This window comes from Pontiella sp. (assembly GCF_041622395.1).
GTDB lineage: Bacteria > Verrucomicrobiota > Kiritimatiellia > Kiritimatiellales > Pontiellaceae > Pontiella.
In genome coordinates this window covers 1-14,233 of sequence record NZ_JBFJYW010000062.1, presented here as the reverse complement: position 1 = coordinate 14,233, position 14,233 = coordinate 1, and the positions used below count along the sequence as shown (strand labels likewise).

Sequence of the window (14,233 nt, the reverse complement as noted above, 5' to 3'; positions counted from 1 at the left end):
GCCTGACCATCGTCTTCATTTCCCACCGCCCCTCCGTCATGGAACATGCCGACTTGGTGGTCGATCTCGAGGAGCTGCTGGAGGCCCTGCCGTGAGCGGCCGCATCCAGATCCAGCGGTTGGAGCACGGGCCGCACATCGCCGCCCTCGAACCGGAGTGGGAGGCGTTGCTGCGCGACAGCGTCCGCCCGACCCTTTTCGCCTCTTTCGACTATGTGCAGACCTCGCTTCGTCATCTCAAGGGGGGCGGGGAGGTCTTCTACCTGCTTTTCCGGGAAGCAGGTTCCGGGAACCTGCTCGCCCTGTTTCCCCTGAGCCTATGGAACCAGCGGGTGCACCGCATCTCCCTGCGGGTGGTCATGCATGCGCTTCCGCCCCCGACGACCGAGGCCGACAAACCCTGCCCCATCATCCACCGCGACCACGAGGCCGAATGCTGGGCCCGCTTCGCCGACTATTTCCGGAATGATTTCCGCGCGTGGGACATGATGGTGCTCGACGAGCTGATCGCCACCTCCCATTTGCCGGGCAACGCGGAGCGGCTCTTTCCGTTCCCGGGCTACTGGACCCGGTCCAAGCCCGGCCCCGACTCGCCGATCGTCAAGCTCGACGGCGAATGGGAGGATTTCTGGAACCGCCACCGCAAGCTACGCAAGAAGTGCGGCCGGCTCGAGCGGCGCATCGAAAACCTCTCCTACCGCGTCACGGGCGACCCCGCCGACGTGGAGCCGTGCCTTCAGGCCTACATTGAAACCGAGCAGGCCAGTTGGAAAGAGGGCGAGATGGTGGCCCGCCACCACCGCTTCTATGAAGAGCTCCTCCCGAAGCTCGCCGCCAAGGGGCAGCTCTGGTTCGGGATGATGCACGATGCCGCCAAGGTGGTTTCGGTCGAAGTGGCCTACGCCTACCTCGACAAGGTCTACTTTTGTCACGGAACCTTCTTGCCGGAATACGGGGAGCACTCGCCGGGCATGGTCAATTCCTGCTGGTTCGTCAGGCATTTCCACGGCAAGGGGTTTTCGGAGGGCGACTATCTCGCGGGGTTCGCGGACTACGTGAACCCGTGGGCCCACCGCTTGGAGCAGACGCGCAACGTCGTCGTCCGCCGTGTCGGCTGGAAGACCGGCTATTTGGCGGTTTGGCATCTGTTCGGGAAACTAAAAAGGCGGTGGCAAAGCCGCCGCGAACAAAAACGAGGAGCCAATGATGTCGCAGAGTAGCGCAAAAGGGTACGCCGGCAAGGCCTATGCCTATTCCCTGACCGAATTCGGCGAGCCGATCCATTTGCCGCGCTGCGGCGGCTATCTGCTCCGGCGCGCGATTCCCGGAACCGGGTTTTTCGATGCCATGGGCTGCTATCCGCTCTTTTTCTGCCGGGATTGGAAGCAACTGTGCGACGATCTGGAAGAGTTGCCGCCGGAGATCATTAGCGTCTCGCTGGTTGCCGATCCCTATGGCCACTATTCGCCCGACGAGCTCGAGCAGTGTTTCGAGGTCGTGAACCCGTTCAAGGTGCATTATGTCGTCGATCTGGAGCTTCCCCAGGAACGAATCGGTTCGGACCACCACCGCAAACAGGCGCTCGCGTCGTTGGACGATATCCAGGTCGAAGTCTGCAAGGATCCGCCGGGATTTGCCGAAAAATGGACCGAAATCTACCAAACGCTCGCGCGGCGGCACAATATCCACGGCATCCGCGCCTTTTCCCAAACGGCGTTCGAGCAGCAGCTCGCCATGCCCGAGATCGAGGTTTTGCTGGCCTTCCTCGGCGACGAAATCATCGGGGCGCAGCTTTATTTCGTTCAGGACGACGTCGTCCATTGCCATCTCGGCGCGGTCAGCGACCATGGCTATAAGGCGGGGGCCTTCTATGCCATGGATTATGTTTCGTTCGACCATTTCGCCGGGCGGGCCAAATGGCTCGATATCGGGGGCGGGGCCGGGCTTTCGGGTTCCGGGCAGGATGGGTTGAGCCTCTACAAAAAGGGGTGGAGTTCCAGAACCCGCCCGGTCTATTTCTGCGGAAAGATCGTGAATCCCGAGGCCTACCGGGACTTGGCGCCGTTGCAGGGGCAGGAGGAGACCAACTATTTTCCCGCCTATCGCTTGGGCGAATTCAGCTAGCCTTATATTTCCGCTTCGATGCTTGCCCGCTTTCCCGCAACCGATTACAAATACCGTGTAACATGGCGGGCGGGCGCGACTTGGCCCGCATATTGCTTTCAAGAAAAGCAATCCGGCGAGCCGCCGGGACCAGGAACGATTTAAAAATGGATTTCGATATCAGAGACGTAGAACCGGTGGTCAGCGTGAGTCTCATCACGTTTAACCATGCCGCATATATACGCGAGTGTCTCGACAGCCTGTTGGGGCAGGATACCGATTTTCCCTACGAAATCTGCCTTGGCGAAGACGAGTCGTCCGACGGCACGCGCGAGATCTGCATCGATTATGCAAAAAAGCATCCCGATCGAATCCGGCTGATTCTGCGCTCCCAGTCCGAGCCGGGCCGCGAGAAATTCCGGTCGCAGGGGGTCTACAACTTCATTGAAACTTGCCGCGACTGCCGTGGGAAATACCAGGCCATCTGCGATGGCGACGACGCATGGATCGATCCGTTGAAGCTGCAAAAGCAGTTCGATATCATGCAGAACGATCCCTCGATCTCCCTCGTCCACTCCGATTTCGACATCTATGCCGAGGCGACTGGGCAGCGGGTCAGGAACAGCATCAAGACCCGCGGCGCAAGCCAGTCCGTCGTTCCCGATTCCGCCAAATTCCGGTGCCAGATCATCCTGCGCGACTATGAAGTGGTATCGAGCTCCACTTTCGTGAAAACGGCGGACCTGCTCGATATCTTCGAGAAAAACATGGATCTGTTCCGGGTGCTTCCCATGGGCGACATCCCCGTCTGGTGCGAGCTGCTCAACTACGGAACCTTCTATTTCATCGATGAATCCCTCTGCCTTTACCGCCTGCTGCCCGAGTCCGACTCCAACTCGAACTCGGCCCGAAAACGTTTCGAGTTCATCAACGGGGCCTCCAACCTCGGCATTATCTTCGGCTCCAAATATGATTTGCCGATGGATGTCCTGCGTTCCGAAAAAATCAAGAGCTGCAACCGCTATGCGCTCTTGAGCGGCGACCGCGCCGAGATCGATAAGCTGTATGCCGACAGCCGGTTCCGCTTTTCATTCCCGGAGCAGGTGATCTACCACGCCGGCCGTCTCCGGCCCATCCGGCCGCTCTCCAAATTCTTTTTCGAACTGCGCTACAACATCAATAACCATCGCCTGAGCGCCTGAGCGTGCGTCTTTTCGCCGGGGCTGGGAGGGGCGCGCCGGCAGTTTTGTTCGGGCGGTGCAAGTCCACGCCCATCCCCGCCTTGTTACACGAAGCCCATTGATTGTCCTGTGTACCGCTTGCGGTATTCTTTGGGGGAGACGCCCATGAACTTGCGGAAGTTGCGGGTGAGGTGGGAATGGTCGTAAAAGCCGCAGTCGAGCGCGATGGCGGCGATGGTGTCGTTGGTGGATGTGAGCCGCACGCTGGCGGCGCGGATGCGCACGCGCATGAGATGCTTGAGCGGCGAAATCTGGAACAGCCGGCGAAAGCGGCGCTCGAACTGGCTCACCGACAGGTGGACCAGCTTGGCGAGTTCCTTGATTTCGATCGGTTGCGAATAGTGCTCGCCGACATATTCCAGGACCACGCGCATTTCGGAGTAGGGCTGCAGCGCGAGCCCGGCCCGGGTGATGTCGCGCGCGGTTCCGGCCAGTCCGATGATCTCGCCGCAGCTGGAATAGACCGGCACCTTGGTCGTGATGAACCAGTTGATCGAATTGCCCGGATCCGGCGCCAATTCGACCCGGTCGATGATGCTTTGCCCCGTATCCATCACGAAGTTGTCGTCTTTCACGTAGCTTTGGGCGCGGCCGAGCGGGAAAAAGTCGAAATCGGTCTTCCCGATGATCTCCTCCTCGGTCTGCGCACCGCACTGGCGGACGAATTGGTCGTTGCCAAGAATAAAGCGTCCTTGGCGGTCTTTGAGAAAATACCAGACGTCCGGCAAATGGTTGAACAGCACCTGCATCTGTTCCGGACTGTGCATCTGCGCGAGAAACGCGGTCTTAATCTGGGCCTTATCCATGGAAACTTACCTCGACTTATGCCGAAAATATACAAGTCCAGGCCCATCATCTACAAGACTTTTCGTTGCATGGAATGCATTCTCCACTATACCTATAGAAAGAGTCTGCACCAAGGCAGGGGGATCATGTAGGACGACTAGGAGAGAGAAAATCATGATGGTAAAAATTGTTGCGTTGTTGGGCGTGTTTGGGTTGGGCATGTGTTTCGCCCTGTTGGGTTCGGTCAGCGTGAAGCTGATGCCGAGGTTGAAGATCGACCAGGGCAAGTTCGGGTCGCTCATTTCGGCCTTCATGTTCACCTCGTTGGTTGCATCGCTCATCATGGGGGTGGTGACGGACCAGGTGGGCTACAAACCCGTGGCCATGTTTGGCTTTGTGGTAACGGCGGTGGTCATTTTCATGCTCGCCTATGCCAAAAGCTACGGCGCGACCCTGGTCGCCTGCTTGTTGCTCGGTTTCGGCGCGATGGCGCTCAACACCGCGGGCAACACGCTGATCCCGCAGGTGCTCTTCGGCGGCGAAAAACCGGCCGAGGCCAGCAATATGGGCAACGTGTTCTTCGGGCTCGGCCTGTTCCTGACGCCGATGATCGTCAGCTTCCTGTTCCGCAAGACCAGTTATGAAAAGGCCGTTTCCGCGCTGGGCGTGATCATCCTGATCCCCGTGGTTTGCGCGGCGACCGCCACCTATCCCGAATCGGCCAACGCCTTCGCCATCGGCGATGCGGTTGCCCTGCTCGCCAAGCCGGCCGTGCTGCTGGCCGCGTTTGTCCTGTTCTGCTACATCGCGCTCGAATCCTCGTTCTGCAACTGGCTGCCCGCGTTCGGCAAAGAGGTGATCATGAACGACACGCCGGATGCCGAAGAAGAAAAGGCCGATGCCTCCGCCCAGAACATGCTTTCCATGTTCGCCATCGCCATGATGGTCGGCCGTCTCGTTTTCAGCGCCCTTCCGAAGGTCACCGTCTTCGGCGGCTACTACATCGCCGGCGCGGCGCTGGCCGCCGGTCTGATCATCATGGCCATGACCCGCTGCAAAAGCGCCAAGACCTCCCGGATCCTAGCGGCGGCGGCCGGCTTTGCCTTCGCCCCCTGCTTCCCGACTACGGTCGGCATCACGTTCGCCAAATTCTCGCCCGAACTTTACGGCAGCATCTTCGGCATCATCTTTGCGGTCGGCCTGCTCGGTGGCGTAATCATACCCAAAACCATCGGCAACATGGCGGGCAATTCCACCATCCAGAAGAGCCTCAAGCTACTGCTTCCCGCATGTGGCCTGCTCATTATCCTCGCCCTGGTGCTGGGATACCTCAAATAACCGTTTAGCCAAGGAGACAAACAATGGACAGAAAACTACGTATGGGAATGGTAGGCGGTGGCCCCGGCGCCTTTATCGGCGACGTGCACCGCAAGGCGGCCCGCATGGACGGGCAGATCGAAATCGTTGCGGGCGCATTCGACATCGATCCGAAAAAATCGAAGCAGATGGGCCAGGAACTCGCCATCGACCCGAAGCGCGTCTACGGCGATGTGGCCGCCATGATCGAAGGCGAATTGGCCCTGCCGGACGACGAACGCATCGACTTCGTTTCCGTCTGCACCCCCAACCACACCCACTTCCCGATCGCCAAGGCGTTCCTCGAAGCGGGGTTCAACGTGATGTGCGAAAAGCCCATGACCCTCTCCGTCGCCGAAGCCGAAGAGCTGAAGGCTGTCGTGAAGAAAACGAAGAAGGTGTTCGGCCTGATGCACAACTACACCGCCTATCCGATGGTCAAACTGGCCAAGGACATGGTCAAGCAGGGCGACCTCGGCCAGATCCGCAAGGTGGTGGTCCAGTATCCGCAGGGCTGGCTGGCCCGCGCCGCCGAAAAGGAAGGCTCGCAGCAGGCCGCTTGGCGCACCGATCCGAAAAAGTCCGGGGCCGCCGGCTGCATGGGCGACATCGGAACCCACGCCGCCAACCTGGCCGAATACATCACGGGCCTGACGATCCGCGAAATCGCCGCCGACCTCACCACCTTCGTCAAGGGCCGCCGGCTCGACGACGACGGCAACTGCCTGCTGCGCTTCAACAAGGGCGCCAAGGGGTTGCTGCACGCCAGCCAGGTTTCCATCGGCCAGGAAAACAACCTCGCCATCTGGATCCACGGCGAAGATGGCAGCATCGAATGGCACCAGGAGCACCCGAACTGGCTGACCGTCGACAAACTCGGCGAACCGACCCAGGTCTGGAAGCGCGGCAACGATTATGTCGGCGCCAAGTCCGAGGCCGCCGGCCGCGCCACACGCCTGCCCTTCGGCCACCCGGAAGCCTTCCTCGAAGCCTTCGCCAACAACTACTGCAACTTCGCCGACACCATCCGCGCCGCCATCGCGAAGCGCGAGCCGACCGATCTGGAGGCCGACTTCCCGGGCATTCAGGAAGGCGTTCTCGGCATGAAGTTCATCGAAGCCGTTGTGGCAAGTTCCAACAATAACGCGGCGTGGACAAAACTGTAAAGTGACGATTGAGCCGTGAGGCGGGATGGCTTTGTCTCACGTCTCACGTCTCACGTCTCACGTCTCACGTCTCACGTCTCACGTCTCACGAATCAAGCGACTGAAAGGAGCAATATTATGAGCAGACCCGTAACACTCTTTACCGGACAATGGGCGGACATCCCGCTCGCAGAGCTGGCCCCGCTGGCCAAAAACATGGGCTTCGACGGCCTCGAACTCGCCTGCTGGGGCGACCACATGGATGTGGACAAAGCCGCCCGCAGCAAAAAATACTGCCAGGAAAAGCGCGAACTGCTGGCCGACCACGGCCTCGAGTGCCATGCCATTAGCCACCATCTCGCCGGACAGCTCGTCTGCGACCTCAACAACGACGGTCGCTCCGACATGTTTGCGCCGCCGGAACTCGCGGGCGATGCCGAAGGGCAGCGCAAGTGGGCCGTCAAAACCATGAAAAACGCCGCCAAGGCCGCCCAGAACATGGGCGTGGGCGTCGTGAACGGCTTCACCGGATCCTCGATCTGGCACATGCTCTATTCCTTCCCGCCCGCCTCCGAGAAGATGATCGAAGACGGCTTCGCGTTCTTCGCCAAGATGTGGAACCCGATCTTGGACGTATTCGACCAGTGCGGCGTCAAGTTCGCCCTCGAAGTCCACCCGACCGAAATCGCGTTCGACACCATTACCGCCCGCCGCGCGCTGGCCGCCGTGAAGAACCGCAAGGCCTTCGGCTTCAATTTCGATCCGTCGCACCTCGAATGGCAGGGCGTCGATCCGGTCAAGTTCCTCAAGGCCTTCCCGGACCGCATCTACCACGTCCACATGAAAGATGCCTCGGTCACGCTCGACGGCGAAAGCGGCATTCTGGGCTCGCACCTGAACTTCGGCACGCCGGGCCGCGGATGGGATTTCCGCAGCGTCGGCCGCGGCGACGTCAACTTCGAGGACATCATCCGCACGCTCAACGCGCAGGGCTACGACGGCCCGCTCTCGGTCGAGTGGGAAGACGCCATGATGGACCGCGTCCACGGCGCCACCGAATCGTGTGCCTTCACCAAGCAGGTCGATTTCCCGAAATCCGACCGCGTCTTCGACGAAGCGTTCGACAATTAAGCGCACCTGAATCAATGACCAGACGGATCAACCCGGTCCGTCTGGTTTCTCTCTTCCCCGGAAGGTTCCCGATGAAAAAAGCCGTTTCTGCCCTGACCATCGCCGCGCTTGCCTCGTGCGGGTTTGCCGCCCCGAACAAAAACAAGCTGGGTCCGGCCAAGCCGGAAGAGGTGGCCAAGGTCGAGGCGGCGTTGCCCGCCAAGGCACCGGCCCCGCCGAAGAAGGCCCGCAAAATACTCGTGGTCTCCCGTTGCGAAGGCTTTGTCCACAAATCGATTCCGCTCGGCGTCAAGGCAATCCAGCTGATGGGAGACAAGACCGGGGCCTACTCCGCCGTCGAAACAAAGGAGATGACCGACTTCAACGCCGCGAACCTCGCGCAATACGATGCCGTTCTTTTCATGAGCACCACCAAGCTCGACCCGACGCCGGAACAGCGCGCGGCGCTGCTCGACTTCATCCGCGGCGGCAAGGGCATCGTCGGCATCCATGCCGCGACCGACAATTTCTACCAGTGGGAGGAGGGCGCCAAGATAATGGGCGGTCTCTTCTGCGGCCATCCGTGGACGTCCGGCTGCACCGTGCAGGTCAAGCTTGACGAACCGGACCACCCCATCAACGAATGCTTCTGCGGTGAATCGTTCAAGGTGAAGGACGAAATCTACCAGTTCAAGGATCCCTACTCGCGCGACAACCAGCGTGTGCTCACCAGCCTCGACCTGTCCGATCCCGACACCAAAGCCGTCAAGGGCGGCAACCCGAACAAGGTGGAGCGCACCGACGGCGATTTCGGCATCACCTGGGTCCGTCCCGAGGGCAAGGGCCGCGTTTTCTACTGTTCGATGGGCCACAACAACCACATTTTCTGGGATGCCCGCATTCTCCAGCACTATCTCGCGGGGATCCAATATGCCCTCGGCGACTTCGATGTGCCGGATACGGTCGAATAGCCTCCAGGCAAAAATGAAAGCGGCATGCTGGCCGGGCATGCCTTTTTTTCGAGGGGGCGAGTTGCGGTTGTTCCAAAATAAGGGGATTGTCCTTTTTGTACAATTCCTGGCGTTTATTCTACAAGACAGGTTCCGGACAGACCGATAAGTTGTCCGGATAAATACAAAAAATCTCGGCTTCCACGGGCGCGAAACAGGAAATTTCGATTAAGGCGGGAATGGATTCGCATTACATGAGTGGATTGTAGATTTAATACATAAAACATCCAGGGGTTAGAAGATGAATAGGAACCAGTTTATGCAAACGGTGGCCGTTGCGGGGGCCACGCTGGCGACGCTGAAGGCGCGCGCCATCGAAAACGCCGAACTCTCGGCGAAAAAGAATCCGGACCAGCTCAACGTCGCGCTGATCGGCGCGGGTGCCCAGGGCCAAATCCTGATGGAATCCTGCGTTCGGATTCCCGGCATCCGTTTCAAGGCGGTGTGCGATATCTGGGAAGAGTACAACCTCAAGAAAACGGTCCGCTCCATTTATAAATACCAGCGCGAGATGCCCAACGGCTACGTCGACTACAAGGAAATGCTCGCGGCGGAAAAGGACGGGCTCGACGCGGTGATCGTGGCCTCGCCCGACTGGATGCACGCCGAACACGCCAACGCCTGCATGGAGCTTGGCCTTCATGTCTATTCCGAAAAGGAAATGAGCAACTCGCTCGAAAAAGCGGCCAGCATGATCCATACGGCGCGCAGCACGGGCAAACTGCTGCAGATCGGCCACCAGCGCCGTTCCAACCCGCGCTATCTCCACGCCATCGAAAAGCTGATCCACGAAGAAAAACTGTTGGGCCAGGTCACCACCGCCACCGCGCAGTGGAACCGCGCCAAGGCCGACGACATCAGCTTCCCGCCGAAATTCCCGATTCCCGCCGAGATTCTCGACCAGTACGGCTACAACTCGATGCGCGAATTCCGCAATTGGCGCTGGTTCAAGAAATATGGCGGCGGCGCGATCGTCGACCTCGGCTCGCACCAGATCGACCTGTTCGAATGGGTCTGGGAAACCAATCCCGTGTCGGTCATCGCCTCGGGCGGCACCGATTTCTACAAGGATCGCGAGTGGTACGACAACGTCATGTGCATCTACGAATACGAGACGCCCACAGGCACCGCCCGCGCGTTTTATGAAACGCAGACCACCACCGGGCGCGGCGGTTTCTCCGAAGCGTTCCGCGGCACCAACGGCTACCTCGACATTGCCGAGGTGCCCGCGCAGGGCAATTCCGTCTTCCGCGAAGCGCATGCCCCCGAAGCACAGTGGGATGCGCTCGCCGCCAAGGGGCTGATCAAAACCAAGCCCAAGGCCATCAAGAAAACGGCCACCAAGAATACGGCCGTGGACGTCCGCGTTACGGCCGCCGCCGAAGGCTGGCCGCTGCCGGTCGATCTTTCCAAGCCGGCCCACCAGCCGCACCTGGAAAACTTTTTCAACGCCATCCGCTACGGCACCGAGCTCAACTGCCCCGGCGAAAAAGGCTACGAAACCGCTGTCGCCGTGTTGGCCGTCAACCGCGCCGTTGCCACCAACCAGAAAATCCACTTCAAGAAATCGGACTTCCACGTATGAAAAAGATGAATCTTTTTTCGGATTGCCGATTTAAGATTTCCGATTTCCGATGGAATAGCGTCCCTGCCTCCCGGCAAACCAATCGGCAATCGGCAATCGGCAATCGACAATGGCTGGGAGCCGCCCTGGGGTTGGGCATGGCACTTACGGCCTCCGCCTCCCACTTCGACGGTTCGCGCACGACGCCCGTTCACCGTATTCCGCTGACCGCCGAAGACGGACAACCGATCGTCTCGACCGTTCCGGATTCCATGCCGTTTTCGGCCAAGATGACCTGCGGCGCCTGCCACGACTATGAAGAAATCCATGGCGGCACGCACTTCAAAGGCGCGGGCCAGGGCCGGGCAACCGAACCTTGGATCGTCGTCGACGAAGCCAGCGGCACGCAGGTTCCCGCCGAACGGATGGACCTTTCGGCGTGGGAATTCACCAAGCGTTTCGGTTCGCATCTGCCCGGCGGCTCCATCAGCGATCCGGCGGACAAGCTGGCCGATCCGGACGCGCGCTGGACCATTTCCGGCGGCCTCGAAATGAACTGCCTGGCCTGCCATAACCAGTCGCATCGGCAGGATATGACCGAATGGGCCAAGCAGATCGGCCGCGAAAACTTCCGTTGGGCGGCGACGGCGGCCTCCGGTATCGGCGAGGTTGGCGGAATGGCCTCGCGCATGCCCGATTGGTGGGACATCTACATGGGCGGAAGCCTGGACGACCACGTCTATCGCGTCCCGCCGTCGGTCGATTACGACGCATCCCTGTTCGATTCCAAGCATCAAGCCTGGCTCGATATCGGCAAGCCGATGGACCGCAACTGCCTGCAGTGCCACTCGACGCACCCCGTCGCGGCCAGCCGCATCGAAGTCCCCGGCGACGTGCATGCTGCCGCGGGCCTTTCGTGCACCGACTGCCACCGCAACGGCGACGACCACCAGATTCTGCGCGGCACCACCGAAGCGATGAATTGCGCGGCCTGCCACACCGAAGAGGGAGCCACGCCCGGACAGTCCGGCGCCATGATGGCCCATCACAAAGGCCTTCCGCCGGTTCACTTCGACAAGCTGACCTGCACCGCCTGCCACGCCGGCACCGCGCCGGCGGAGGAACCGAACGTCATCCGCACCTCGCGCGCCAACAAGCTCGGCATCTACGGCCGCGCCCAGTGGTATACCGAGTCGCCTTTCATTGTTGAGCCCGTCTTCGTGAAAAACGACGAAGGCAAGATCGAGCCGCGCCGCATGATGTGGCCCGCCTATTGGGCCGACGCCGACGGCGAACCGCTGCCCGAGGAAACCGTCGCGGAAGCCGCGGTCGGAATTCTGGACCCCGCGAGCCAGATCACCCCGGTGCTCGCCACGTTCGGCGGCGCCGAGAATTCCGCGCAGGAGCTCGTTGCCCTCGGCGAACCGGTCTTTGTTTCGGCCGGCAAGGCCTATGCCCAAAATGCCGACGGCGGCTTGGATCTCGTTGGAAAAACCGACCTGAGCGTCTCCTGGGCCTGGAAAACCCCGAGCAACATCGTTTCCTCCATTCCGGAGTTCGACGTCCGCGCCGAAGAGATCGACATGGATGCGGAGGACGTGATTACCGGCATCATGAACGCATTCAAGCCGCTCGAAATCGTACCGGTTTCCAAGGGCCGCTCCTTCGCGGTCGGCGAAGATGGTTGGCTGGTCGGCAGCGATTCGCCGCTGGCCGATGGCTGGTACACGAAAGACGGCGAGCCCCTCGTGACGCCGTTCGTTGAAAAAGCCGTTTCCGACGTCGTCGGCACGACCAAAGCCTTCAACGAAGCGCAGGTTGCGGCGATGCTCAAGAAACTGGGCAACGGCGCGACCTACATTGCCGCCGGCCGCATGTTCAAGCTCGAAGGCGATACGCTGGCGAACGTCGACCACGAAGCCGCTGCGCCGGTCTCCTGGCCGTTGGGCCACGATGTTCGCGGCGCAGCCCAGGCCCTCGGCGCCAAGGCTTGCCAGGATTGCCACGCCGGCGATTCGGCCTTCCTGTTCGGCAACGTGACCGCCACGAGCCCGTTGCTGACCGACCAGGCTGCGGTTACCCCGATGCACGAGCTCGAAGGGCTGAGCGCAGGCTTCCACAAAATGTTCGGCTTCACCTTCAAGGTGCGCAAGCTGTTCAAGTGCTACATGGCCAATATGGCGCTCCTGCTGACCTTGATCGCGCTGGCGGTTGGCCTGCCGCTGATCTATCGTTGGGTCACGACCCTTTCCGAGAAGGCAATCGACGCCAAGCCGGTGAAAATGGCACTGATGGGTGCCATGCTGGTGCTGGTCCTGACGGGCTTCCTGTTCGGCTGGCCCTTCAGCTCGCCGCTGGACGGTTTCCCGCTGCTGACGCATGTTGCGTTCGGTGCGCTCTACGCCATCGTATTGGTGGTTTGGGCGGCGCTCCGCTCGAAAACGGTCGGATTCTGGGGCTGGGTACTGATCGTGGGCGGCATCGTGCTGATCCTCAGTATTCTCATCGCCATGTTCCCGATTCTCGGTACGCACGGCCAGCATGTGGCGCTTGTCATCCACCGCATTGCGGCGATCTTCAGCGTCGTTGCGGCCATCATGTCCTGCTTCGCCGCGAAGAAGAAATAGAACGGGTTGCGACAAAATGATTATGGACAAAATAATGTTCTGCTTCGTGTAATCAGGAATTGTTTTGTCCTAAATTATTTTGCCGGAGATTCCCATGAGCAGCGAAACACATAGTTTTGAGCACGAGGCGATGACTACCCTGTTCGAGGTGGTTGTTGCGGGCGAGGCGCTCGAGTTGGCGCGCCCCGCCGCCGGAGCGGTCTTTCGCGAAATCGACCGGCTCGAAACTTTGCTGAGCAAATACAACCCGGGCAGCGATGTCGGGCAGCTCAATCTGCTTGGACCGGGACAATCCACCCGGCTGGGGTTCGAAATCATCGAATGCCTCGAGGCGGCGGTTTGGGCCCACGACGTGACGGACGGGCTGTTCGACCCGACGCTGGGCTCCGGATTCCAGTGGCTGGAGATCGACCGCGAAAACTTTACCGTTGGCTGGAGCAAGGACGGCAAGGGCGAGGTCGATCTCGGCGGCGTGGCCAAGGGCTATGCGCTCGACCATGTGACCGAACTGCTCGAAGATTGGGATGTCGAGCATGCGCTGCTGAATGCGGGCGACAGCACTGTGCTGGCGCTGGGGAAAGAGTGGACGCTCGGCGTCGGCGGCCCCTGGGGCGAAAAGGCCGGGATTACCGAAGTTAAGCTCCAGGACAAGGCGCTGAGCGGGTCCGGCACGGAAGTGAAGGGGGCGCATATCGTGAACCCGAAAACCGGCCAGCCGGCAAAGCGCCATCTGGCGGCCTGGGCCATCCATCCTTCCGCGGCAAAAGCCGACGCGCTTTCCACCGCATTCATGATGATGGCACCGGAAAAAATCGAGGCGCTGTGCAAGGCCCACCCGGAAATCACGGCATTTGTGGTTAAACAGGACGAATCCGTTTTGAAAATCGGTGTCTGAAATCGCAAAAACAGGACGTTTGGTATACAAGACAGCGCAACATTGGCGTCATTAAATAACCGTTTATTACATGGAGGTACGAAATATGAAACATCAATTGAAAATGGTAGCAGTTGCCGGCATCGCGGCAGTCATCGCAGGCTCCGTCGTTGCGGAGGAAATGGAAAAGCTGGAGCTTGAACTGCCGAAGCCGCTGTTTGCCGGCACGCCGAAGCAGATCAGAACGAAGAACCTCGAGCGCGAAGCCGTCATTCCGGAAATCATGATTCCGAAAGGCACGGCCAACGTCGCGGCGGAAAAGACCGTCACGGGCTCGGACGATTTTCCGGTCATCGGCGAGCTTGAATACATCACCGACGGCGACAAGGACGGAGCGGACGGTTCCTACGTGGAACTT

General features: G+C 60.2%; 11 protein-coding genes and 1 pseudogene. 11 read left to right on the top strand and 1 reads right to left on the bottom strand.

What is annotated here, in order from left to right:
* Nucleotides 1-91 precede the first annotated feature (91 nt).
* The 3 genes from ABYO54_RS05445 (at nucleotide 92) to ABYO54_RS05435 (ending at nucleotide 3,304) form a co-directional block, all read left to right on the top strand.
* On the top strand, nucleotides 92-1,219 hold the full coding sequence (locus ABYO54_RS05445; RefSeq protein WP_372807228.1) for a GNAT family N-acetyltransferase: 1,128 nt from the start codon (nucleotides 92-94) through the stop codon (nucleotides 1,217-1,219).
* Nucleotides 1,203-2,123: a GNAT family N-acetyltransferase gene (locus tag ABYO54_RS05440; RefSeq protein ID WP_372807227.1), complete on the top strand. Its 921-nt coding sequence runs from the start codon at nucleotides 1,203-1,205 to the stop codon at nucleotides 2,121-2,123. Before ABYO54_RS05445 ends, ABYO54_RS05440 begins: the two co-directional genes overlap by 17 nt.
* A 146-nt stretch (nucleotides 2,124-2,269) precedes the next feature.
* The gene (locus ABYO54_RS05435) at nucleotides 2,270-3,304 is read left to right on the top strand and encodes a glycosyltransferase (RefSeq protein WP_372807226.1); all 1,035 of its coding nucleotides are present in this window, start codon (nucleotides 2,270-2,272) and stop codon (nucleotides 3,302-3,304) included.
* A gap of 83 nt (nucleotides 3,305-3,387) precedes the next feature.
* Here ABYO54_RS05435 and ABYO54_RS05430 read toward each other — a convergent pair whose 3' ends face one another.
* Complete coding sequence (locus ABYO54_RS05430; RefSeq protein ID WP_372807225.1) at nucleotides 3,388-4,149, bottom strand: helix-turn-helix domain-containing protein; 762 nt, start codon at nucleotides 4,147-4,149, stop codon at nucleotides 3,388-3,390.
* Between the two features lie 154 nt (nucleotides 4,150-4,303).
* On the opposite strand from ABYO54_RS05430, the gene ABYO54_RS05425 reads away from it, so the two are divergent.
* From ABYO54_RS05425 to ABYO54_RS05390, 8 genes and pseudogenes are all read left to right on the top strand, one after another.
* On the top strand, nucleotides 4,304-5,467 hold the full coding sequence (locus ABYO54_RS05425; protein ID WP_372807224.1) for a sugar MFS transporter: 1,164 nt from the start codon (nucleotides 4,304-4,306) through the stop codon (nucleotides 5,465-5,467).
* Nucleotides 5,468-5,490: 23 nt separating this feature from the next.
* The gene (locus ABYO54_RS05420) at nucleotides 5,491-6,651 is read left to right on the top strand and encodes a Gfo/Idh/MocA family protein (protein ID WP_372807223.1); all 1,161 of its coding nucleotides are present in this window, start codon (nucleotides 5,491-5,493) and stop codon (nucleotides 6,649-6,651) included.
* A gap of 117 nt (nucleotides 6,652-6,768) precedes the next feature.
* A complete protein-coding gene (locus tag ABYO54_RS05415) occupies nucleotides 6,769-7,761 on the top strand; it encodes a sugar phosphate isomerase/epimerase family protein (protein WP_372807222.1) in 993 nt (330 codons plus the stop codon).
* A 71-nt stretch (nucleotides 7,762-7,832) separates the two neighbouring features.
* The gene (locus ABYO54_RS05410; RefSeq protein WP_372807221.1) at nucleotides 7,833-8,711 is read left to right on the top strand and encodes a ThuA domain-containing protein; all 879 of its coding nucleotides are present in this window, start codon (nucleotides 7,833-7,835) and stop codon (nucleotides 8,709-8,711) included.
* A gap of 298 nt (nucleotides 8,712-9,009) precedes the next feature.
* Complete coding sequence (locus ABYO54_RS05405) at nucleotides 9,010-10,335, top strand: Gfo/Idh/MocA family protein (RefSeq protein WP_372807220.1); 1,326 nt, start codon at nucleotides 9,010-9,012, stop codon at nucleotides 10,333-10,335.
* A 137-nt stretch (nucleotides 10,336-10,472) separates the two neighbouring features.
* Nucleotides 10,473-12,941, top strand: a complete 2,469-nt coding sequence (locus tag ABYO54_RS05400; protein ID WP_372807219.1) for a cytochrome c3 family protein — start codon at nucleotides 10,473-10,475, stop codon at nucleotides 12,939-12,941.
* Between the two features lie 94 nt (nucleotides 12,942-13,035).
* Nucleotides 13,036-13,836, top strand: coding sequence for an FAD:protein FMN transferase (locus ABYO54_RS05395; RefSeq protein ID WP_372807218.1), 801 nt, complete (start codon nucleotides 13,036-13,038; stop codon nucleotides 13,834-13,836).
* An 85-nt stretch (nucleotides 13,837-13,921) separates the two neighbouring features.
* Nucleotides 13,922-14,233: pseudogene (locus tag ABYO54_RS05390) on the top strand (hypothetical protein); the annotation flags it as partial.